The 22,066-nt window shown below is 65.5% G+C and carries 24 protein-coding genes and 1 tRNA gene; 18 read left to right on the plus strand and 7 right to left on the minus strand.

What is annotated here, in order from left to right; genetic code table 11:
* Positions 1-55: 55 nt before the first annotated feature.
* Both PW734_09560 and pabB read left to right on the plus strand, forming a co-directional pair.
* Positions 56-1,303 (plus strand): pitrilysin family protein, encoded by a 1,248-nt coding sequence (locus PW734_09560; GenBank protein MDE1171437.1) that lies wholly within the window; start codon positions 56-58, stop codon positions 1,301-1,303.
* Positions 1,300-2,469 carry an aminodeoxychorismate synthase component I gene (gene pabB / locus PW734_09565; GenBank protein MDE1171438.1) on the plus strand — a complete coding sequence of 390 codons (1,170 nt, stop codon included), beginning with the start codon at positions 1,300-1,302 and terminating at the stop codon, positions 2,467-2,469. The genes PW734_09560 and pabB overlap by 4 nt, the downstream gene beginning before the upstream one ends.
* On the opposite strand, the gene PW734_09570 is transcribed toward pabB, so the two are convergent.
* Positions 2,424-2,984: a flavodoxin domain-containing protein gene (locus PW734_09570; GenBank protein MDE1171439.1), complete on the minus strand. Its 561-nt coding sequence runs from the start codon at positions 2,982-2,984 to the stop codon at positions 2,424-2,426. The genes pabB and PW734_09570 overlap by 46 nt on opposite strands.
* 204 nt (positions 2,985-3,188) lie before the next feature.
* Positions 3,189-3,914: a hypothetical protein gene (locus PW734_09575; GenBank protein ID MDE1171440.1), complete on the minus strand. Its 726-nt coding sequence runs from the start codon at positions 3,912-3,914 to the stop codon at positions 3,189-3,191.
* Between the two features lie 119 nt (positions 3,915-4,033).
* Here PW734_09575 and hprK point away from each other — a divergent pair, with 119 nt between their 5' ends.
* From hprK to PW734_09600, 5 genes are all read left to right on the plus strand, one after another.
* Positions 4,034-5,008, plus strand: coding sequence for an HPr(Ser) kinase/phosphatase (hprK, locus tag PW734_09580; GenBank protein MDE1171441.1), 975 nt, complete (start codon positions 4,034-4,036; stop codon positions 5,006-5,008).
* A gap of 30 nt (positions 5,009-5,038) precedes the next feature.
* The gene (locus tag PW734_09585) at positions 5,039-5,341 is read left to right on the plus strand and encodes an HPr family phosphocarrier protein (GenBank protein MDE1171442.1); all 303 of its coding nucleotides are present in this window, start codon (positions 5,039-5,041) and stop codon (positions 5,339-5,341) included.
* Positions 5,342-5,356: 15 nt separating this feature from the next.
* Complete coding sequence (ptsP, locus tag PW734_09590) at positions 5,357-7,168, plus strand: phosphoenolpyruvate--protein phosphotransferase (GenBank protein MDE1171443.1); 1,812 nt, start codon at positions 5,357-5,359, stop codon at positions 7,166-7,168.
* A gap of 44 nt (positions 7,169-7,212) precedes the next feature.
* A complete protein-coding gene (locus PW734_09595) occupies positions 7,213-7,494 on the plus strand; it encodes a hypothetical protein (protein MDE1171444.1) in 282 nt (93 codons plus the stop codon).
* Positions 7,495-7,582: 88 nt separating this feature from the next.
* On the plus strand, positions 7,583-8,029 hold the full coding sequence (locus tag PW734_09600) for a hypothetical protein (GenBank protein MDE1171445.1): 447 nt from the start codon (positions 7,583-7,585) through the stop codon (positions 8,027-8,029).
* Positions 8,030-8,031: 2 nt separating this feature from the next.
* On the opposite strand, the gene PW734_09605 is transcribed toward PW734_09600, so the two are convergent.
* Positions 8,032-9,207 (minus strand): metallophosphoesterase family protein, encoded by a 1,176-nt coding sequence (locus PW734_09605; protein MDE1171446.1) that lies wholly within the window; start codon positions 9,205-9,207, stop codon positions 8,032-8,034.
* Positions 9,208-9,337: 130 nt separating this feature from the next.
* Between PW734_09605 and coxB the strand changes: the two genes are divergently transcribed.
* From coxB to PW734_09635, 6 genes are read left to right on the plus strand one after another with little or no spacing between them, the layout of a single operon-like run.
* Positions 9,338-10,534 (plus strand): cytochrome c oxidase subunit II, encoded by a 1,197-nt coding sequence (gene coxB / locus PW734_09610; protein MDE1171447.1) that lies wholly within the window; start codon positions 9,338-9,340, stop codon positions 10,532-10,534.
* Positions 10,531-12,792, plus strand: a complete 2,262-nt coding sequence (ctaD, locus tag PW734_09615) for a cytochrome c oxidase subunit I (protein ID MDE1171448.1) — start codon at positions 10,531-10,533, stop codon at positions 12,790-12,792. Before coxB ends, ctaD begins: the two co-directional genes overlap by 4 nt.
* Positions 12,789-13,601 carry a cytochrome c oxidase assembly protein gene (locus tag PW734_09620; GenBank protein ID MDE1171449.1) on the plus strand — a complete coding sequence of 271 codons (813 nt, stop codon included), beginning with the start codon at positions 12,789-12,791 and terminating at the stop codon, positions 13,599-13,601. Before ctaD ends, PW734_09620 begins: the two co-directional genes overlap by 4 nt.
* An 8-nt stretch (positions 13,602-13,609) precedes the next feature.
* On the plus strand, positions 13,610-13,846 hold the full coding sequence (locus PW734_09625; protein ID MDE1171450.1) for a hypothetical protein: 237 nt from the start codon (positions 13,610-13,612) through the stop codon (positions 13,844-13,846).
* A gap of 1 nt (position 13,847) precedes the next feature.
* Positions 13,848-14,408, plus strand: a complete 561-nt coding sequence (locus tag PW734_09630) for a Rieske 2Fe-2S domain-containing protein (protein MDE1171451.1) — start codon at positions 13,848-13,850, stop codon at positions 14,406-14,408.
* A gap of 3 nt (positions 14,409-14,411) precedes the next feature.
* The gene (locus PW734_09635; protein MDE1171452.1) at positions 14,412-15,884 is read left to right on the plus strand and encodes a cytochrome b N-terminal domain-containing protein; all 1,473 of its coding nucleotides are present in this window, start codon (positions 14,412-14,414) and stop codon (positions 15,882-15,884) included.
* An 80-nt stretch (positions 15,885-15,964) separates the two neighbouring features.
* Here the strand turns inward: PW734_09635 and PW734_09640 are convergent, their stop codons facing one another.
* Complete coding sequence (locus PW734_09640) at positions 15,965-16,243, minus strand: hypothetical protein (protein MDE1171453.1); 279 nt, start codon at positions 16,241-16,243, stop codon at positions 15,965-15,967.
* Between the two features lie 28 nt (positions 16,244-16,271).
* Positions 16,272-16,343, minus strand: a tRNA-Lys gene (locus tag PW734_09645).
* A 93-nt stretch (positions 16,344-16,436) separates the two neighbouring features.
* Between PW734_09645 and PW734_09650 the strand changes: the two genes are divergently transcribed.
* From PW734_09650 to PW734_09670, 5 genes are all read left to right on the plus strand, one after another.
* Positions 16,437-16,973: a glutathione peroxidase gene (locus tag PW734_09650; protein ID MDE1171454.1), complete on the plus strand. Its 537-nt coding sequence runs from the start codon at positions 16,437-16,439 to the stop codon at positions 16,971-16,973.
* Between the two features lie 53 nt (positions 16,974-17,026).
* Complete coding sequence (locus tag PW734_09655) at positions 17,027-17,659, plus strand: cyclase family protein (protein ID MDE1171455.1); 633 nt, start codon at positions 17,027-17,029, stop codon at positions 17,657-17,659.
* A complete protein-coding gene (locus PW734_09660; protein MDE1171456.1) occupies positions 17,656-18,843 on the plus strand; it encodes a SpoIIE family protein phosphatase in 1,188 nt (395 codons plus the stop codon). The genes PW734_09655 and PW734_09660 overlap by 4 nt, the downstream gene beginning before the upstream one ends.
* A gap of 82 nt (positions 18,844-18,925) precedes the next feature.
* Positions 18,926-19,867 carry an ATP-binding protein gene (locus PW734_09665; GenBank protein MDE1171457.1) on the plus strand — a complete coding sequence of 314 codons (942 nt, stop codon included), beginning with the start codon at positions 18,926-18,928 and terminating at the stop codon, positions 19,865-19,867.
* A gap of 9 nt (positions 19,868-19,876) precedes the next feature.
* Entirely contained in the window at positions 19,877-21,286 is a 1,410-nt protein-coding gene (locus tag PW734_09670) for a sigma-54 dependent transcriptional regulator (GenBank protein ID MDE1171458.1), read from the plus strand.
* 42 nt (positions 21,287-21,328) lie between these two features.
* Here the strand turns inward: PW734_09670 and PW734_09675 are convergent, their stop codons facing one another.
* Both PW734_09675 and mscL read right to left on the minus strand, forming a co-directional pair.
* Positions 21,329-21,613 (minus strand): hypothetical protein, encoded by a 285-nt coding sequence (locus PW734_09675; protein ID MDE1171459.1) that lies wholly within the window; start codon positions 21,611-21,613, stop codon positions 21,329-21,331.
* Between the two features lie 21 nt (positions 21,614-21,634).
* Positions 21,635-22,066 carry a large conductance mechanosensitive channel protein MscL gene (mscL, locus tag PW734_09680; GenBank protein ID MDE1171460.1) on the minus strand — a complete coding sequence of 144 codons (432 nt, stop codon included), beginning with the start codon at positions 22,064-22,066 and terminating at the stop codon, positions 21,635-21,637.

Consider the following 22,066-nt stretch of genomic DNA (forward strand, 5'->3'; position numbering starts at 1 on the left):
AAGCGCCCCGGGGGCAAGAATTTGACACCGCTTTAGGTTTGGCCATCGTTCGGATGTGCATTTCCAAACCGCCGTTTCCGCCGGGGGCTTGCCGGTCGTCGTCTCCGAGATGGGCGGCGTGGAGAGCGTCTGCCTGGGGCTTTGGTTCCCCGCCGGGAGCCGTTATGAACCCGCCCGCCTTTCCGGCGCGCTCCATTTCATCGAGCACCTCCTCTTCAAGGGGACCCGCCGCCGGAACGCGCGGCAGATCTCGGAGGCGGTGGAGGGCGTCGGCGGCTATCTCAACGCCTTCACCTCGGAAGAGATGAGCTGCTACCATGCGGCGGTCCCGGCCTCCGGCATGGAGCTGGCCTTCGACGTGCTGCTCGACATGGTGGACCATTCCCTCTTCTCCCCGGAGGAGGTGGAGCGGGAGCGCGGCGTGATCCTGGAAGAGATCAAGATGTATGAGGACCAGCCCTCCCAGGTCGTCCAGGACCGGCTCAACGCGCTTCTCTGGCCGGGGCAGGCCCTGGGGCGGCCCATCACCGGCACCCTGGCCTCCGTCTCCCGCCTGACCCGCGCGGAGCTATTAGCTTGCCACCGCCGCCACTACGATTCTTCCCGGATGGTCGTCACTGTGGCGGGGAAGACGACCGTCCCGGCAGTCCTCCGCCTGCTGGGCCGCCGGAAGGGGCGGAAGCTTTCCTTCCCCCGCGCCGTCCGTCCCGCCTACCGCCCCGCCGTCGACGCGGTGCAGAAGCCGGTGGAGCAGACCCACCTGGCCATCGGCTGGCCCGCCGTCTCCCGCCACGATCCGCGCCGTTACGCGCTGAAGCTTCTCTCCGTCCTGCTGGGGGAGAACATGAGCTCCCGCCTCTTCCAGCTGATCCGGGAGCGGCACGGCCTGGCGTACTCGATTTCCAGCCAGCTGACCCACCACCATGACACGGGTAGCTTCGTCGTCCTGGCCGGGGTGGAGAACGGCAAGGCCCTGGACGCCCTGCGGATGACGTTGAAGACCGTGGAGGCCGTCGCGCAAAAAGGCCCGGCCACGGCGGAGCTGCGCCGCGCGCAGGACTACGTCATCGGCCAGACCTACCTGGGCCTGGAGGGGAGCACCAACCAGATGATGTGGGCCGGGGAAGGGATGATGGGAAACGGCTCCGTCCTCCAACCGCGGGAGGCGGAAAAGCGCCTGCGCGCCGTCACGGCGGAGGCGGTCCGCGCCGTGGCCGCGCAGATTCTCAAGCCCGGCCGCGCCTCCATCGCCGCCGTCGGCCCGGCCGTCGACGGGGAGGCACTCCGGCCGTTCGTGCGATGAGTGCCGGCTCCGACTTCGCCTCCCTCAATTCCTGGAGCCATCCGGGCTGGCTCTACCAGGCGGCGGGAGCGGAGGAAATCGTCGCCGGAGGGCCGGGAGACTGGCCCCTGCTGCGGGAGGCTTTGGCCCGCCGCCATGTGCGGGTCGACGCGCCCCACCCGCCTGGCGCGGCCATCGGCTTCTTCCGTTACGACGGGAGCTTCTGGTTCGGCTTCTATCCGGAGATCGCCGTCGTCCCCGCCGGGGAGCCGTCGCCCCTTTGGCGGGCCCAAGCGGCCCGCTGGGCCGATGCGCCGCCGGGCGGGGAGCCGTGGCAAAGCAACCTGACGCCGGAGGGCTTTGCCGCGCGCGTTGCCGCCGCGCAGGAGTGGATTGCCCGGGGTCATATCTACCAGGTCAACCTGGCCCAGCGCTTTGAAGTTCCCTTCGCGGGCAGCCCGGCGCGGCTCTTTGAACATCTCATGGCGCGCAGCCCCGCGCCCGGGGCCGCCTACCTGGACACCGGCGCGGAGCGGATCCTGAGCGCCTCCCCGGAGCTTTTCCTGCGCGTCGAGGGGCGCCGCGTGGTAACCCGTCCGATCAAGGGCACCCGCCCGCGCGACCGCGATCCGGTGCGCGACCAGCAGCTGGCCTATGAGCTGATGACCGACCCGAAGGAGCAGGCCGAGCTGGTGATGATTACCGACCTGGAGCGGAACGACCTGGGCCGGATCTGCGAGGCTGGTTCCGTCACGGTGACGGAGCTGCTCAAGCTGGAGCGGTATCCGCAGGTCTTTCACTTGGTTTCGACGGTGGAAGGCCACCTGCGGGAGGAGGTCGATCCGGTGGAGGCCGTGGCCGCCTGCTTCCCCGGCGGCTCCATCACCGGCGCGCCGAAGCGGCGGGCCATGGAGATCATCGCGGAGCTGGAACCGGCCCCGCGCGGGCTTTTCACGGGGGCGATCGGCTACTTCGGGTTCAACGGGGACTGCGCCTTTTCCATCGCCATTCGGACGATGGTCCATGAGGCGGGAAAGCTCCACTTCCACGTCGGCAGCGGCGTCACCGCGGGGTCCGATCCGTTAAGGGAATACGAGGAGACGCTGCACAAGGCCCGGGGCCTGCAATTGGCGCTGGAGGCTTACCGGGCCGCGTCGCGGTCCGTGCCCAGCGTCAGCGGCTCGTGAGCGGGGCCCGGCTGCCGGGTGATTCCGGCGAAGAGGCCCTTTAGCTCCTCAAAACGGGAGCGGGGAGGCTGGAAGAACGCGGGGAGGCGGTCCAGCCACTTGGCCAGGCCCTTTTCAAAGTGGCGGTCGCACTCGACGCGGGAACCCATCGGCGTGGCGCCGAGTTCCTGGAGCCTGGCGTCCAAGTCGCGGCCGAACTGGCAGAATTTCGGGAACCGGGTGTCCCCCAGCGCCAGCACCGCGTAGCGGACGCCTTCCAGGGATCCGGGCTCCATGTCGCGCAGGGCGCGCCACAGGGGCATCGCTCCGGAGGGCGGCTCTCCGCGGCCCCAGGTGCTGGTGACAAAGAGGACTTCCTTTTCCTGCGGCAGGGAGGCGGGGTCGTAGGCGCGCATTTCCGCCAGGTGCGGCTCCAGGTCCAGGCCCAGTTCCCGGGCCTTGGCGGCGGTCGCCTCCGCGCACTGGGCGGAATGGCCCGTGTTGGAAGCGTAGAGGATCGGGACGGCCCGGCTCACTTTGCCTTTTGCGCGGCCATCTTTTCCGGCACGCAAAGGGGAGCGCGGCGGAATTGGAAGGCGTTGTCGGGGGACTCTACCCGCTCCGAGGGCTTGGGGAAACGGGGGAGGGGCATTGGACGGGGGGTGCTCATGAGGAAACGAAGGTTGAGGAATTTGCCGGAAACGGCGCGGGGCGGCTTCCTTCGCGTTGCGGCGGGCTTGCTAAGGATTGCGGACCTGGTCCCGGAAGGGTTTCGGCGTGGGGGATTGCGCCGGGGCGCGGCGGAAGTCGCCCGCGATCTCCGGGCGGGGTTCCGATGGCAGGCCGAATAGGCGGCCCATCTCCGCTTCGAAGTTGCGGCTAAAGCGGTCGGCGTCCGGCTCCAGGGACGCGGTGGTGCGCTCCTCCGGCAGGATACTGCCTAGAAGGGCGCGGGGGGAGGCTTTGGCGCCCCGGGCTTTTTCAAAGGTTTCCAGCAGGGGGGAGCCGGCCTCCTTCAGGCGCCGGGCGGCGTCCTGCTCGGCGCCGGGGCCGCAGGACAGGGCCTCCATGGTCCGGCGGGCGGTCAGGTATTCCATCTCCCGCTCCCCGCGGCGGCTGGGGGAGGGAGGATTGGCGGCCATTTCCAGAAAGCGGATCTGCTCCGCCTCCGATCCGCCGTGCCGCTTTAAGGCGGCGGCGAAGTGGGCGGGCGTCGTGTTGTAGACCTTGCGCAGGTAGGCGGCGCCCTCCAGGCCGGAGGTCATGCGGTCCGCCAGGAGGGTGCCGAGGGCGGCCTCGTAACGCTGCGCCGGGATGTCATCCGCCACGCCGCGGAGGAGGGAAAGGGTTTCGACCTGCCGGGCGGCGTCCGCGTAGCGCGCGCGATCGGCGGCCAGCCAGCGGGGGGCCCAGCCATCGAGCTTTTCTTCGCGGAGGCGGCCCCAGACTTCCAAGGAGGGATTCATGAAGGGGTCGACTGTGCCGGGGAAACGGGGAGGGGGCTTCCTCCCGCTTGTCGCCGGGGTTGTCCCGGATTGTCGCCATTGCCATTTTGGGCGGCGTTTCCTATAACCCGGGCATGCCGATGAGCGTGCCGATCCGGACGGAGGCGAAGACCATGATCCCGAAGGTCACCGTCGGGCAGTTCTACACCCAGCACGCCGACGCGCTGCAGCTCAAGCTGCTGGCCGGCGCCAGCGGCCTGCACCGCTACATCCGGGAAGGCTCCGTCAACCGCCCGGGCCTGGGCCTGGCGGGCTATTACAAATACTTCGCCTGGCAGCGCATCCAGATCATCGGCAGCAGCGAGATGGCCTACCTCCGCGCCCTTTCCCTGGAAAAGAGCCGCCAACGCCTCCGCGCCCTCTTCCGCCAAAAGATCCCCTGCATGATCCTGGCCCGGAACATCAAGCCGCCCAAGGTCATCCTGGAAGAGGCGGAAGCCAGCCGCATCGCCGTCTTCCAATCCCCGCTGACCACCATGCGGCTGGTCAACGCCACCACCATCTGCCTGGAAATCGACTTTGCCCCCCAGGCAACGGAGCACGGCAGCATGGTCGATATCCAGGGGATCGGCATCATGGTCCGGGGCAAGAGCGGCATCGGCAAGAGCGAGTGCGTCCTCTCCCTCCTGGACCGGGGCCACAGCCTGGTGGCGGACGACATCACCAAGATCCGCTGCCTGGAAGGCCGGGAACTCATCGGCACCTCGGCCGAAATCACCCGTTTCCACATGGAAGTGCGTGGAATCGGCATCATCAACGTCGCCAATCTCTTTGGCGTAAAGGGCATTCGCCTCGAAAAACGGCTCGATTTGGTGGTCACCCTCGTCGAGTGGACCCCCGACCTGGAGGTCGACCGCATCGGCCTGGATCAGGAATATTACGAAATCTTGCAAATAAAGGTACCGCATGTAACTATTCCGGTACGGCCAGGGCGTGACCTGGCCACCTTGGTGGAGGTCGCTGCGTTCGACCAGAAACTCAAGGGAATGGGGCAGAATTCTGCCCTGGAATTTAACGAGCGGTTGCTCGCGTTGATGCGAAACCGCGAAAAGTAGAGTAAGTTTTTACGAGAGAAGGATTTTGAAATGAGCGGCGCGGCGGCAAAAAAGGGCGAGGAGGCGAAGATGACCAAGGAGGTCGTCATCCTGAACAAACTCGGGATGCACGCCCGGCCCGCGGCCATGTTCGTCCGCGTCGCCAACCGGTTCCAGGCCGATCTCACCGTCGAAAAAGACGGCGAGGAAGTCAACGGCAAGAGCATCATGGGCCTCATGCTCCTGGCTGCCGGCTGCGGTTCCCGCCTCAAGCTCACCGCCGTCGGCGGGGACGCGGCGGCGCTCCTCAAGGAAATTGAGGAAATCATTTCTCGGAAGTTCGACGAGGAATAACGGGACGCATCGCGGATGGTAAACCACTCGGCTCCTCCGGAGTCCGCCCCGCATAGTCCCGATCCCGTCTCCCGCCTGACCGCCGAGACCCGGTTCCAGGCTCTCCCCGCCTCTCCCGGCGTCGCCACCGGTCCCGTCCTCATCCTGCGGCAGGACCGCCCCACCATCCGCCGCCGCACCATCACCGCGGACAAGGTCCCGGCCGAAATCGCCCGCTTGGAAGAGGCCCTCCTCCGCACCCGCCAGCACATCCTGGAGGCCAAGGAACGGCTGGCCAGCGCCGTGGGAGAGAAGGACGCCGCCATCTTCGACGCCCACCTCCTGGTCGTGGAGGATCCCACCATTCTCCACGCGGTCAAAGTCCAGCTGAGCGAGCGGCTCCTGGCCGTCGACACCATCTACCAGGACATCACGCAGAGCCTGGCCCAGCAGATGCGCGAGCTGGGCGACGCTTACCTGCGCGAGCGCTCCAGCGACATCCATGACGTGGCCCGCCGCGTCCTACAGCACCTGCGCGGCCTGGAGGACGAGCACGTCGACATCACCCACCCCAGCATCGTCGTCGCCGATTCCCTGAGCCTGCCGGACCTGGTCTCCATCGACCGCGGCTCCCTCCTGGGCTTCGCCACGCGGCAGGGGAGCAGCACCTCCCACGCGGCGATCATCGCCCGCTCCCTGAACATCCCGGCCATCGTCGGCCTGGAAGGGGCCCTCGACCGGCTGGAAAGCGGGATGGAAGCCATCATCGACGGCGTCTCCGGCCTCCTCATCGCCTTGCCCGGGGAAGAGACGAAGAAGGAATACGGCCAGCTGGAGCGCCAGCGAGACCTCGTCGAGGAGCAGCTGGGCGCCATCCGCGACACCCTGGCCCGCACGACCGACGACCGCCGCGTCATCGTCTCCGCCAACGTCGAGCTGCCGGAGGACTTCCCCCTGGTCACGGAAAACGGCGCGGAAGGCGTCGGCCTTTACCGCACCGAGTTCCTCTTCCTGAACCGGAACGATTTCCCGAGCGAGGAGGAGCAATACCAGGTCTACCGCCAGATCGCGCAGACGGTGAAGCCCCACTCCATCATCATCCGCACCCTCGACGCGGGCGGGGACAAAGTGGCGGCCCTTCTTTCCGGCGAGCAGCCGGAGATGAACCCCTTCCTGGGCTGCCGGGGCATCCGCCTCTGCCTGGAACAGCCGGAAGTCTTCCGCACCCAGTTGCGCGCCATCTGCCGGGCCAGCGCGGAGGGCAACGTGCGCGTCATGTTCCCCATGATCAGCGACGCCTCCGAGCTGCTCCAGTGCAAGGCCCTCCTGGCCGGAGTGCAGGCGGAACTCCGGGCGGAGGGCGTGCCCCTGCCGGAGAAAATGGAAGTCGGCATGATGATCGAGGTGCCCTCCGCCGCCCTTACCGCCGACATCCTGGCCCAGCACGTCGACTTCTTCTCCATCGGCACCAACGACCTGGTCCAATACACCATGGCCGTCGACCGGCTCAACGAGCGCGTCGCCAACCTCTACCAGACCTGCCACCCCTCCGTGCTCCGCCTCATCGCGCGCGTCGTGGAGGCCGGCCACCAGAACGGCATCTGGGTCGGCATCTGCGGGGAAATGGCCAACGACGTCCTCCTCATGCCGCTTTTCCTGGGCCTGGGCATCGACGAGCTGAGCATGGGCTCCGTCTTCGTCCCGCGCGTGAAGAAGGCGCTGCAAAGCCTCTCCTACCGGCAGAGCGTCGCCATGACGCACGAGCTTCTCAAGCACACCAGCCATGAGGAAATCCGCCGGGAATTGGGCGAATTCGCCCGCAAGACCTATCCCGAGCTGCTGCTCTAAAAAAACCGCTCAGGTTCCCGGGGGAGGGGCCGATAAGAAGAAGTATGAGCGGCGGTCCCGAGAGTTTTTCCTACCACTTTTCCCGCAATCTGGCCGAGCAGGCCCTCGCCGAAACCAAGCCGGAGCCCCTTCCCGAGGCCGGTTTCGTCACCAACGTTTTTCAGCTGAACCTCCATGAGGCGACCGCATCCTCCCTAAAGCGGGCGCCGAAGCGGGCGGCCGGCTACTGGGCCCAAACCCAGAGCGAAGCTTACACCCGCAATCTTCCCGCCGCCGCCCCTGAAACGCCCACCCCCTCGCAGACCACCTTCAATCGGGCGTTTTAGTTCTTTTATTTCATTGGGCCGCAACGCTTTGGGGAAATCCTAAATTTTCCCCCTCAAGTTTCCACCTGATCGTGCCGATTAAATCGGTATGAGCAGTCTCTCTCCCGTCACGCCCACCGGCCTGCTGACGAGCGCGAAGTACGACTCGCTTAGCAAAGCCCAGCAGCTGGCCGCCGACATCGCGCAGAAGCAAATCGACACGAAAACCAGCCTCATCAGCTCCTTGGATGGGAGCGGAGGGCAGGGGCTTCTCAATTCGATCGGCGTGAGCGGCTCGGACCAGACGGCCTCCAGCGTGAGCGCCAACGCCATCCTGAGCGGCTTGGCCGACCAGGACAGCGACGCGCTCCCGACCAGCATCTTCCAGCTCAATCTTCTCGACTCCCTGACGCGGGCCCAGGCCGGCGCCAACAACAGCGCGACGAAGACGAGCGACAAGGGCGTCGACGCCGTCGTCGCGGCCTCCCTCCAGACCTACAGCCACGATCTGACGTCGCCCGTCGAAAAGGGCAACTCGATCAACGTGGCGGCCTAGGTTTAAGCCGCCCGGCGCAGCGTCAGGTGGAGGATCTCCGCCGGCGCGTGGACGCGGAGCGGAAACCAATTCCCCGTCCCGTTGGAGACGACCAGGCTTCCCTTTGCCCGCCGGTAGAGGCCGGACCAGTAGCGGAAAAACATCGGGCCGCAGCCCAGCTCGTCCGTCAGCATCAGCTGGCCGCCATGCGTGTGGCCCGCCAGCACCAGGGGAATGCCCATCGCCTCCGCCGTCTCGAAGGCATGCGGATGGTGCGCCAGGAGGAGGGGAAACGCGCCGGGCTCCAGCGGCGGCAGCGCGTGCATCTGCATCTGGATGCCGCCGTCATACTGCCCCGTCCAGCGAACGCCCAGGACCTGCACGGGATGGCCTCCCACCTGTGTGGTGGCCGACTCGTTCAGCAGAAAGCGGTGGCCGGGCCCCTCGATCTCCCGCGCGCGGCGCTCGAACTCGGCGGCGTTTTCCAGCAGGTCGTGGTTCCCCTCGCAGACGAAGACGCCTTGCTTGGCGCGCAGCCCCTGGATGACTTCCAGGGCGCGGGGGAGGTCGTCCAGGTCGTAATTGATCAGGTCGCCGGTGACCGCGCCCAGGTCGGCGTCCAGCTCGTTGAACGCGTGCACCATGTCGTCCAGGACCGGGCCGTGGGTGAGCTGGCCCACGTGGATGTCGCTCAGGTGCGCGATGGTCATTCCCTCCAGTTCCGCGGGCAATCCAGGAACGTCGACAGTCAGCCGCCGGATGGAAAAGCGGCGCAGCTGGTAGAGGGAAATGCCGGTCAGCGCGAAGGTGGCCAGCGGCGCGGCGCCCGTGCCCAGCAGGGCCAGGAACTGCCGGCGGTTCAGCCCGGCGAAGCCCGGGCCCGGGGAAAAAGCGGCCGCGGGAGAGGGGAGACAGGCGCTGATCGCCAGTCCCACGCCCAACGGCAGCATCACCAGGAAGTGCCACAGGAGAATGAGGGAAAGCCCCGTCTTGCCCCACAGGGACTGAAGCGCCAGCGCCGGCTCCCAAAAGCGGGAGAGGACAAGGCCGGACAGCCCGGCGATCTGGAAGAACATGAACAGGTCGAGCGCGATGCGCCAGCCGAGGGGCGCGCCCGCTTGCTGCAGGATGCGGTGAAGGGAAAACCAGCAGATGCCGTCGCCCAGGAGGAAGAGGCCGAGAATGACTAAAAAGAACATGGAACAGCGAAACTAATCCCTTTCTTCGCAAAATTCATAACACTTTTTAGGTGCATTTTGAAAAAGGGACTGGTTAGTTGATGGTTCTAAAGTTTTCAGATGCACGCCTGTTTTGCCTGACCCCTTTTCCATGCTGCCGGACATCACTTTATCCACGTTTTCGAACGCCTCGCCTCAAGCCAAGGAAATCACCACCCTTTTCATCAACGTCCTGCTCGTTTGCAGCGTGATCTTCGTGATCGTGACGGTGTGGGTCGGTTACTCCATCTGGAAATTCCGCCACAAGGAAGGGGAGGACGGCGAGCCCGATCAGCACCAGATCAATAAGAACTACGAGATCACCTGGACGATCATCCCGGCCCTCATCTGCGTTCTCCTGGGCTACTGGACGGTGAAGAGCATGTTCGGCCCCAACGGCGGCGAGCCGCGCCATAAGGTCGAGCCCGACATCGTCATCACCGGCGCCCAGTGGTGGTGGGACGTCCGCTATCCTAAGCTGGGCGTCGTCACCGCCAACGAGATCCACGTCCCCACCGGCCGCCCGCTGGTCGTCGATCTGGAGTCCAACGACGTCATCCACACCTTCTGGGTTCCCGAGCTGGGCCGCAAGGAGCAGATGATTCCCGGCCACCACAGCCTGCTGAGCGTGGAATCGACCTTCATCGGCCAATATCTTGGGGCCTGCGCCCAGTATTGCGGCAACCAGCACGCCTGGATGCGCCTGCTCCTGGTCTCCGAGTCGCCCGCCGACTTTGACGCCTGGGTCGCCAAGCAGAAGTCCCGCGGCCCGCTGCCCCCTCCGCTCGTCTCCCGCGCGGAGGCCGGTCCGGCCCCCGTCATCGCCCCGAATTCCGGCGAGCAGACGCCGCAGCATCCGGCCGGTTCCGGCGCGGAGCGCCCCCTGGGCCAGCCCATCCCCCTGGCGGCCAAGCTGGGCGGCGGCACCAAGGGCGCCACGCCGGTCATCAACACCCTCATGCCCAGCGACAAGGTCGCCAAGCTTTCCGACGCGGCCAGCCCGGCTCCCACCTCCGACGCGATCGCCGCCAAGGGCGACGTGGCCCGCGGCCTCCAGGTCTACAAGGAACAGACCTGCGGCACCTGCCACGCCGTGGAAGGCGTCAGCGACGCGCCCTACGCCCCCAACCTGAGCCACCTGGCCAGCCGCCAGACCCTCGGCGCGGGCGTCCTGAAGAACACCCATGAAGACCTTTACAAGTGGATGGCCAACCCGCAGGCCTTCAAGCCAGGCTGCAACATGCCCAACTTCCACCTGACCCCCGAGCAAACGAGCGACCTCGTCGCCTATTTGGAAACGCTGAAATGACCGATCCCGCCCTCTCCCACACCGCCGACGCGCACGCCCATGCCCACGGGCATGGCCACGGCGGCTACCACAGCCGCCTCTTCGAGTGGCTGACGACCGTCGATCACAAGCAGATCGGCATCATGTACCTGGTCACCTCCCTTTTCTTCCTGGTGATCGGGGGCGTGGAGGCTCTCCTCATCCGCGCGCAGCTGGCCTACCCGAACTGCCATTTCCTGTCGGAAACCATCTTCAACCAGATGTTCACCATGCACGGCACCACCATGGTGTTCCTGGTGGGCATGCCGACCTTGGCCGGATTCCAGAACTACCTGGTTCCCCTCATGATCGGCGCGCGGGACGTCGCCTTCCCGCGCCTCAACGCCATGAGCTTCTGGATGCTGCCCTTCTCGGGCGTCATGCTCCACTTCAGCTTCCTGACCGGCGCGGCGCCCTCCGTCGGCTGGTTTAGCTACGCCCCCCTCAGCGAGCACAACTTCACCTCCAACCTCGGCCCCGATTACTGGGCCCTCGGCCTCCTGGCGGCGGGCATCGGCTCCGTCGGCTCCGCCTTCAACATCATCGTCACCGTCATCAAGTTCCGCGCGCCGGGAATGAGCATTCCCCGCCTGCCGCTTTTCGTCTGGATGTCCTTCATGACCTCCATTTTGGTCATCCTGGCCCTTCCGGCGCTCAACTCCGGCCTGGTCATGCTCATCGCGGACCGCCTCCTGAACGGCTCCTTCTTCCAGCACACCCAGGGCGGCGATCCCCTCCTGTGGGAGCACATCTTCTGGATCTTCGGCCACCCGGAAGTCTACATCCTCATCCTGCCCTCCTTCGGCATCATCTCGGAAGTCATCCCCGTCTTCTCCCGCCGTCCGATCACCGGCTACGCCTTCGTCGCCTGGTCCACGCTGGCCATCGCCCTCCTGAGCTTCGGCGTCTGGGCGCACCACATGTTCGCCGCGGGCCTCGGCCTCTACGCCGACGCCTTCTTCTCCCTGGCCTCCATGCTCATCGCCATCCCGACGGGCGTGAAGATCTTCAACTGGACGGCCACCATGTGGCGCGGGCGCATCCGCTTCTCCACGGCGATGCTCTTCTGCCTCGGCTTCCTCATCATCTTCGTCGTCGGCGGCCTTTCCGGCATCACCCTGGCCGTCACCCCGATCGACTGGGCGGTGACCGACAGCTACTACATCATCGCCCACTTCCACTACGTCCTCTTCGGCGGCACCATCTTCGGCTTCTTCGCGGGCATCTACTACTGGTACCCGAAGATGACCGGCCGCATGCTCGACGAGAGCCTGGGCCGCTGGCACTTCTGGGGCACGATGATCGGCTTCAACCTGACCTTCTTCGTCCAGCACTTCCTGGGCTTCATGGGCATGCCGCGCCGCATCTACACCTACCCGGACCTGCCGGGCTGGGGCCTGCTGAACATGATCTCCACCATCGGCGCCTTCCTCCTGGCCGTCGGCACCCTGCCGTTCGTCTGGAACCTGGTGGTCAGCCTCTACCGGGGCAAGATCGCCGGGGACAACCCCTGGAACGCCTGGACCCTGGAGTGGGCCACCTCGTCCCCGCCCCCGCACGACAACTTCGCACTGGTCCCGCCCGTGGAGGGCCGCCGCCCGCTGTGGGACCTGAACAACCCGCACGATCCGGATTGGAAGCGCGAGCCCGTCCGGGACGAACCCCCCGTGAAGATGGACCGGAACAAGGTCCTCATGATCTTCTTCATCGCCTCGGAAGCGATGTTCTTCACCATGTTGATCAGCGCCTACATCCTGTTCAACTCCCGCCAGATCGACGGTCCCACCGCCGCCAGCAGCCTCAAGTTCGGGCGCACGCTCTTCTTCACCATCGCGCTGCTCTCCAGCTCAGTGACGATGTTCTTCGCGGAAAAGTGCCTGCATCATAAGAACCGCCGGGGCTTCGTCGGCTGGATGATCGCCACCATCATCCTCGGCTTCATCTTCCTGGGCGGCCAGGGCTACGAATACGCGGAACTCTTCCATGACGGCGTCACCGTGGGCCGGAACATCTTCGGCAGCACCTTCTTCACCCTGACGGGCTTCCACGGGTTCCACGTCTTCATGGGCTTGGTGTCCTTGATCGTGTTCCTCATTCTGGGCTGGAAAGGGGATCTCGACAGTCCGCAGCGCATCCAGCACGTGGAAGCGGCCGGTTGGTACTGGCACTTTGTCGACGTCGTCTGGGTCGTCCTCTTCTCCCTCATCTACATCAAAAGCCTGCTCTTCCACACCCTATGACCTCTCCGCTCTCCGTCCTTCTGCAGCAGTGGAACTGGACCTCCCCCATGTGGCTGATCGCCCTGGCGGCGGCCTTCTTTTACGTGCGCGGCCAGCGCCGCTCCGGCGGGCTGACGGGCCGGGCCTGGTGCTTTGCCGCCGCGCTCGCCTTCTTCCTGCTGGCCACCGTCTCCCCCCTGCACCGGCTGGCCTACGGCTACCTCTTTAGCGCCCACATGGTGCAGCACCTGGTCCTGCTCCTGATCGTGCCGGGCTTCCTCCTCCTGAGCTTCTCCGGGGAGCAGTGGCAGGCCGCCCTGCGCCATCCGGCCTTCGCCCGCTTCACCCGCGTCTTCGGCTACCCGCTCGTCGGCTGGTTCCTGGGCAGCAGCGCCATGTGGCTCTGGCACGTGCCCCGGTTCTGCGTCGCCTCCCAGACCGTCTCCATGGTGGCCGATTTCCAGACCTTGAGCCTTCTCTTCATGGGCGCCTGCTTCTGGTGGCCCGTCGCCGCTCCGGCGTCCGTCCGCATGGAGGCTCTGCCCTCCATCGGCTACCTCTTCACCGGCTGTCTGGCCTGCACCCTCCTGGGTGTTTACCTGACCTTTTCGCCCATCTCGGTTTGCCCCTCCTTTCTCACCGCGCCCGATCCGCTGGGCGTGATGCCTTATCTGCGCGAGACCCTCGGCATGAGCACCTCGGTCGACCAGCAGCTCGGCGGCCTCCTCATGTGGGTTCCGGCCTGCTTGATCTACGCCGGGGCCATCTGCGTCGTCTTCGCGCGGTGGTACAACAGCCGCCCGCAACCCTCCTCCGCTCCCGCCCACTAAGCTTTTTTATGGATCACGGAACTCCCTCCCCCGCTCCGACCGGTGACCGTTCCAACTGGAACAAGCCGCAGCCGGAACTTATCCCTCCCCCGACCTTCTCGCCGATCTTCATGTCGGCGGGCATCGTTTTCCTGGTCTGGGGCTTTACGACGCACTGGCTCGTCTCCTTGACCGGCTTGGCTTTCATGATCGCCTCCATCTGCATCTGGATCTCCGAGATCCGCAAGGACTGGAGGACCCACTAAGATGAGCTGCTGCTCCGATCACGGCCACGGTGAAGGCCACGGCCACGGATGCTCTCCCCAGTCCGGCGAGCCCATTTCCGTCCAGGAGATGAACCGGCGCAAGTTCCTGGCCCTTCTTTCCATCGTGCCCGGCGCCATTGCCACGGCCGCCATCGGCGTGCCCGTCGCCGGCTTCGTCGTCGCCCCCATCTTCGCCCCGGAAAAGCGGGAGTGGGTCTCCTTGGGGGCCGTCAGCCAGTTCAAGATCGGCGACACCATCCAGGTCACCTACAAGGACCCGTCTCCGCTGCCTTGGGCCGGCGTCACCGCCAACAACGGCGCCTACGTCCGCCGCACGGGGGAGAACGATTTCATCGCCTTCGCGGTGAACTGCTCCCACCTGGGCTGCCCGGTCCGCTGGATCGCCAGCGCCAACCTGTTCATGTGCCCGTGTCACGGCGGCGTCTACTACTCGGACGGCTCGGTGGCCGCAGGCCCGCCCCCGCGCGCCCTTTCCCGCTACAACGTCCGCATCGAGAACGGGGAGTTGCAGCTTCAGACCCAGGAAGTCCCGATTGGATAAGCCATGTTCGAAAAATTAAAGAATCTCCTCGTCCGCTTCGTCCTTTGGTTTGAGGACCGCACCGGCCTGTGGGCCATGTTCGGCCCTTCGCTGACTCACCTGGCTCCGCGCGACGCCAAGTGGTGGTACGTCTTCGGCAGCGCCACGCTGCTCTGTTTCGCCATCCAGGTGGCTTCGGGCGTCGGCCTGGCCTTCGCGTACATCCCCTCCAGCGGCGACGCCTACCAGAGCCTTCAGTACATCACCAACGTGGCCCCCCTGGGCCGCTTCCTGCGCGCCATGCACTACTTCGGCGCGTCGGGGATGGTGCTCCTGGTCGGCATCCACATGGGGCAGGTCTTCCTCCACGGGTCCTACAAGTTCCCGCGCGAGATGAACTGGTTCAGCGGCGTCGCGCTGCTGGCTCTGACCATCGTCATGGGTTTCACCGGCCAGTTGATGCGCTGGGACAGCAACGCCGTCTGGTCGATCGTCGTCGCGGCGGAGCAGGCGGGCCGCGTGCCGTTCGTCGGCAAGTGGCTGGCCCACTTCATCATGGCGGGCGACGCCGTCGGCGGCGCCACCTTGGGCCGTTTTTACGCCATCCACGTCTTCGTGGTGCCCGGCCTGCTCTTCGCGGGCATCGGCCTCCACCTCCTGCTGGTCATGAAACACGGCATCGCGGAGATGCCCCAGGTCGGCCAGATCGTCGATCCGAAGACCTACCGCGAGGAATACCATGCGCGCCTGGAGAAGACCGGCATTCCCTTCTGGGAAATGGCCTGGCGCGACTCCTTCTTCGCCCTGGCCACCACCCTCGTCATCTGTTTCTGTGCCTGGTATTTGGGCCCGCCGCCCGTCGACGTGCCGCCCGACCCGAGCATCCTGGACACCGCTCCCGCGCCGGATTGGTATCTCCTTTGGTACTTCGCCGTCCTTTCCCTGGCGAACACCGCCCTGGAGGACTACATCATCCTGGGCGCGCCGCTTGTCATCGGCCTTCTTCTATTCTGCATCCCGATCCTGAGCAACAGCGGCGAGCGCCATCCGGCCCGCCGCCCGCTCTCCGTCATCGCCCTGGTCACGGCCGTCCTCTTCGTGTTCGGCTTCTGGATCTCGGCCATGCACATGAGCTGGACGCCGAATTTCCACCCCAAGCCGCTTTCCGCGGAGGTGTTGGGAACGCCCGGCACCGCCCATTACCGCGGCGGGGAGATCTTCCAGTCGAAGAGCTGCATCAACTGCCACCTCATGGCGGGAGAGGGCGGCCGCAAGGGGCCGGACCTTACCTACATCGGCGACCGCGCCACCCGGGACCAGCTGGTCATCCGCATCAACAACGGCGGCATTGGCATGCCCGGCTTCGCGGGCAATCTGACCCCGCAGGAGCTGAACGACCTGGTCGTCTTCCTCGAGTCGCGCAAGCACCGTTTCGACGAGGCCGCGGGTGAAGGGGCCAAGCCTGAATCGCTGCCGCTGGGCACCTCTGCCCGGTAACGGGGCCGATTCCCCGCAAAACAAAAAGCCACCGGTCCTAGCGGGCCGGTGGCTTTTTGTTTTTAAAAGAGGCGTTGCCGCTACTTGCCTTGCGTATGGCTGGGGGTGGGAGTCTGGGCCGCTTCGCTCCCCGTGGCCTGGGAACGCTTGGCTTCGGAAAGGAAGTTCAGGGTCTTGTAATTCTTCGTGGCCGGATCGATGGAGGCGATCTTGTGGCCGGCTTGGCGCTCCTCGAGGCAAAGCTCCAAGAAGGAAAGGGCGTGGTTCACGAGGGCGGCGGCGTCCTTGGAGCCGGTCTTGGCGATGAGGTCGTGGAATTCGGCCTCGCGCTCTTTGGGGATGTCTAATTGAAGTCTCATGCGGATGCCTGGAAAGAAGCAGGAAGAGTGCCGCGAGTAGGACTCGAACCTACAACCAATTGATTAAGAGTCAACTGCTCTACCATTGAGCTATCGCGGCATGGCAGAACCGGATTTAATACGAAAACGGGCCCGTCCCCGCAACAAAAAACGCAACCTTTTATAAAACGGCCCGGGATGGCAGCGTGGCCGGATGCGTTTTCTTAGTGTCTTGGCGTTGGCGTTGGGGCTCGTCTCCGCGGCTCGCGGGGAGGGGGCTTCCTTCTATGATCTGGAAACCCACACTCTTTCCGGGGAGCCGGAGTCTCTGGCCGCCTATAAGGGGCGCGTGGCGCTGGTGGTGAACGTGGCCTCCAAGTGCGGCTTCACGCCCCAATACGCGGGTCTGGAGGCGCTTTACAAGCGCTACCAGGACCAGGGCTTCGTCATCCTCGGTTTTCCTTCCAACGACTTCGGCCACCAGGAGCCGGGCTCGCCGGAGGAGATCGCCAAATTCTGCTCCAGCCGTTATCAGGTCACCTTCCCGATGTTCGAGAAGGTCGTGACGAAAAAGGGGCCCGGCCAGAGCCCGGTCTACGCCTTCCTCACGGACGGACGGGAGGCGCCGCAGTGGAATTTCACGAAATACCTCGTCGACCGGCGGGGGAAGGTCGTCGCCGTTTTTCCGAGCAAGGTCACGCCGCAGGACCCTGCGCTGGCCGCCGCGATCCAGGCGGAATTGGACAAGTAACCCTTGCCTCAAGGGATGCGCTGGCGCACCATGGATTTCCCCCTTTGGGCTGGATGAAGTTCATTGACCTGACCCATTCCCTGCGCGACGGCCAAGCTAGCTTTCCTGGAGACCCTCCTTTCCGCCGCACGCCCCACGCGGTCATCGGCAAGGATGAGTGCAATGTCTCCCTCCTTCAAATAGGCACTCACCAGGGCACCCATCTGGATGCCCTGCGCCACTTCATGCCGGAAGGGCTGACGACGGAGGAAATGCCGCTGGAATGGTTCTACGGTCCCGCCACCGTGCTGCGCATCCCGAAGGGGCCCAAGGAGGACATCACGGTGGATGACTTCCGGGCTTTTGAGGAGCGGCTGACGCCCGGCGCGCGGGTTCTTTATGAAACGGGCTGGCACCGCCGCTTCCGCGAGCCCGATTTCTTCACCGATTACCCGAGCATGACGGAGGAGGCCGCCGCCTACGTCGCCGGGCGGGGCGTCCGCCTTCTGGGCATGGACACGCCGACTCCGGGCCGCCACGCCTGCGCCGTTCACCAGGCCCTCCAGCGGGATCCCTTCCGTGTCGTCATCGTCGAGGCGCTGGCCAACCTGGACGCCCTTCCGGACCAGTTCACCTTCATCGGCTTCCCTTTGAAGCTCGAGGGTGGGGACGGCTCCCCGATCCGCGCCGTGGCGCTTTGTCCATGAACTCCTTTGACCACCAGCTCCTCTCCGTCCTCCTGAAGACCACGCCGGACCGCGTTTTCTTCAAGGACGCGGCGGGGAACTTCATCTTCGCCAACGAGGCGGTGGTGGCGAACATGGGCTTCCAGAGCCTCTCGGAGATTTTGGGAAAGAGCGACTTCGACTTCTTCGCCCATGAGCACGCTTCCGTGGCCCGAGCGGACGAGGAGCGGGTCCTGGCCACCAATCAGCCCATGGTGGGCAAGGTGGAGCGGGAAGTCCTACGGGACGGGCGGACCGCCTGGGTCTCCACGACGAAGGTGCCCCTGCGCGACGCTCAGGGGCGCGTCGTGGGCATCTGCGGCATCTCCCGCGATATCACGGAGCTGTACAACAAGGAGGAGAAACTCCGCAGCTACGCCCGGGATCTGGCGCAGAAGCAGGTCCAGCTGGACCAGGAGCTGACCCTGGCCCGCGAGGTGCAGCAGGCCCTTCTGCGCGGCACCCTGCAGGGTTCGGGAGAATGGGCCTTCGCGCACCGCTACCTGCCCATCGGCCCGGTCGGGGGGGATTTCTTCTCCATTCTGCCGATCGGCAAGCATCAGGTGGGCCTCCTCATCTGCGACGTCATGGGCCACGGCGTCTCTGCCGCGCTCATCACCGTCGTGCAGCGCATTCTGGTGGACGAGCTGCAGCGCTTCGCCACGGAGCCAGGCGTCTTTCTGCGGGAGATGAACCGCCGCCTCTGCCAGATATTCGGCCAGGCCTCCCACCCCTTTTACGTCACCGCCTGCTACGCGCTCCTCGACGCGCAGTCCGCCAAGATGCGCTACGCCCTGGCCGCCCATCCGGCGCCGGTGCATATCGAGAAGAAGTCCGGCCTGGTGAGCGAGCTGCCCGCGCCCGCCGGGCCGCCGCCGGGCGCCCTGGGCATGGCGATGGAGATTGATTACCCCTGCGCGGAGGTCCGCCTGGAAAAGGGGGATCGCCTCCTCTTCTACACGGACGGCCTTTTGGATCTGGACCTCGACTCCGGGCAGAACTGGGACAAGCCCGACTTGCTCCGCGTCGTCGATTCCAGCTTGGGCGTGCCCGAGTCCGGCTTTCTGGACGCGATTCAGGAAGCCGTCCGCAGCCAATCTCCCCGCCGCCGTTTCCTGGACGACGTCTGCCTGGTCAGCGTCGAATACCGTGACGGAGTGATTTAGCCCTTTTTTAAAGGGTTTTTACGTTTTCCCCTCTTTTTGGCACGAAACAAGCCTTCCAAATGTACACCAAAAATAATATAATATGGATACAGCGCTTGTCATTCATCCGGAGAGTGTCGTGCGGCGGCAAATTCAAGGCGTGTTGGAGGGCATCGGCCTGGTTTCCGCCAGCGCGCGGAGCGCGGCGGCGGGATTGGCCCTGGCGCGCCGCCGGCCCCCGACGGTCATTCTTTGCGCTGACCGGCCGGGGGAGCCCCCGCAAGCCGGGCATAATCTGGCCCGGCTTTTCCGGGAAAAGGTGGAGCGGGGCCGCGAGGCGCTTATCCTGATGATTTCCGGGCAGCGGAACCGCTGGAAAGGGCATGAGCAGCCGGGCGTAGACGGATTTTTGCGCCTCCCCTTGGATGAGCGGGCGCTGGCCACGGTGGTGCGGGCCTATTTGGCGCGGCGGCCCTTGCTTCTGAACGGGCTGGCCACGCCGCACGCGGCCCGCAAGCCGGAGGATGCCGACACCATGGCCCGCCGCCTGGTGTCGATGGCCCAGAAGTGCTGGAAAAATAATTCCATGGGCGCCGTAAGCCGGCCGCTGGGGGAGGGGCGGGAGGAGAAGCCTTTTGTCCACGCGGGACAGGTGGATGGGCTGGCCCGGGAGATGGCCCGCTTTCATGGCCGGGAGGCGGACCTGCACTGCCATGTGGAAAACGGCTTTCTGCCCCTTGAAAAGGACGAACTGGCCAGCATCGTCGGGGAATTGGTGGAGAACGCCTGCCGCTACTCTCCGCCGGGAAGCCCGATTAAGGTCTTTGCCGTCCGGGGGGAAGGCTACGCGGAGCTTTGCGTGAGAGATTACGGCTACGGGGGCATATCCCCGTCTGAGACGTCCCCACAGGGCCTAGGGCTGGGGCTGACCCTGGCCAAGATCCTGGTGGAAAGCCGGGACGGGAGCTTCCAGATCCACCATTTTCCCCGCTCCGGCACCCTGGTGCGGATCGAGCTGCCCCTGCGGAAAGGCCGTGAGGCCTAGAAAGGCGGCATGCCTGCGCTCTCCCGCATCCTGATTATCGAGGACGACCGCGCGGTGGGGGGCATCTACCAGGCGGCTCTTCTTTCCTGCGGGCATGAGGTGCGTTGGGAGGAGCGCGGGGATGCCGGCGCCGACGCCGCGGAGGAGGAGCAGTTCGACGCCGTGCTGAGCGACGTGAGACTGCCGGGATTGGACGGCCTCGGCGTCCTGGACCGCCTCCACCGGAGCAATCCGCGCGTGCCGGTCATACTCCTGACCGGACAGGGTTCCGCAGAGACCGCCATCGAGGCGATGAAGCGCGGGGCATACGACTATCTGTTGAAGCCGGTGCAGATCGGCGAGCTCATCGAAGTGGTGCAGAAAGCCGTGGCGAACAGCCGCATCCGCAGCCAGGAGGTCCGGGTGGGCGGGCGCAACGGGGAGGGGATCTCCTTCGTCGGCCATAGCGAGGCGATGCAGCGCGTATTTAAAGAAATCGGCCGGGTGGCGGCCCGGCCCGTCACCGTCCTCATTCGGGGTGAGACGGGCACGGGAAAGGAGCTGGCCGCCCAGGCCATCTACCAGCACGGGGACCGAAGGGACCGCCCCTTCGTGGTGGTGAATTGCGCGGCCATTCCGGAGACGCTTTTGGAGAGCGAGCTTTTCGGCCATGAGAGGGGGGCCTTTACCGGCGCGCAGGCGCGCCGCATCGGGCGCTTTGAGCAGGCCCATGAGGGAACGCTTTTCCTGGATGAGATCGGGGAGCTGACGCCCGGCACCCAGTCCAAGCTCCTGCGCGCCCTCCAGGAGCGGGTGATCCAACGGCTGGGGAGCAACGATTCCATCCCTGTCGACGTCCGCGTGCTGGCCGCCACCAACCTGAATTTGGAGCAGGCCATCCAGGAACGGCTGTTCCGGGAGGATCTTTACTACCGCCTGAGCGACGCGACGGTACGCCTGCCGCCTTTGCGGGAAAGGCCGAACGATATCTCGGAGCTGGTCGCCCATTTCATCGTCCACCAGGCGCGCGATCTGGGACTCCAGCAGCCGGGCATCACGCCCCGCGCGGTGGAATACCTCCAGAAGCAGGCTTGGCCCGGCAATGTCCGGCAGCTCCAGTCCTTTGTCCGCCAGGCTATCCTGGCTTCCCGGGGCTACGCCATTTCCCTGGAGATGGTGCAGGCGCTGGTGGGGGAGCCAAGCCTGGGACGGGATCATGCCACGCCGCTGCGGGACGAGGTGGCGCGCGCTCTCGACCGGGCGGCGGCGGATGGAAAGCCCGCGGCCTACGCGGAGGTGATGCGTTTTTCGGAGCGGGAGATCATCATGCAGGCCATCGCCCGCTCCAAGGGGAACCAATCGCTGGCCGCCCGCTGGCTGGGAATCTCCCGGCTGACGCTGCGGAACAAGCTGGCCGAGCTAGGGCGCGCCTCTTTCTAAATGGAGATTGGCCCTAGGCCTTTGGCATGGAGGCCTAGGGGCTTAAGACGCCTTCCAGGGCTGGAAGGGGCGGCGGGGGGCCGACTCGACGGAGTGGGGATGGACGGGCGTCGTATCCAGCTCGAAGACGGGCGAGCGGTTTTCCTCAAAAAGCTCCGGGTGGCGCTCCAGCCAGTAATTGCGGTGGGTCTTGGCGTCCGCGCCGGTGAAGAGAAGGGAGCCGGGATCCAGCTTGAGGACCTCCTTCATGGTCAGGAGGGTTTTCCACGGATGCGCGTCGATGCGGATCAGCGTGTAGCCGAAGTTGGGGCCGGGCAGATACCACATCCCTTCCGGTATGGCGTTTCCTTAAGGCTTTTTCAAGAGATCCCGGATTTCCGTGAGGAGGACGACGTCCGGGGACGGCCCCGGCGGGGGGGCGGCCTGTTCCTCCACGTGCAGGGCTTGGCGGGCGGTGTTGATTGCCTTCACCAAAAGGAAGACGCAAAAGGCCAGGATGGCGAAGTTGAGCGTCACGGTCAGGAAGTTGCCGTAGGCCCATACGGCGCCTAGCTTCCGCGCGTCCTCCAGGGAAAGGCCGAAGGGCACCTTGGCGGAAAGGGGGACGTAGAGGTTATGAAAATCGGCGTTGCCGACGAAGCGGCCCGCGATGGGCATGATGAGGTCGTTGACGGCGGAGTTGACGATGTTGCCGAACGCGCCGCCGATGATGATACCGACCGCCAGGTCGACGACGTTCCCCTTGAGGGCGAATTGCTTGAATTCGTTCAGAATGCTCAT

Source organism: Verrucomicrobium sp. (genome assembly GCA_028283855.1).
Taxonomy (GTDB): Bacteria; Verrucomicrobiota; Verrucomicrobiia; order Methylacidiphilales; family GAS474; genus GAS474.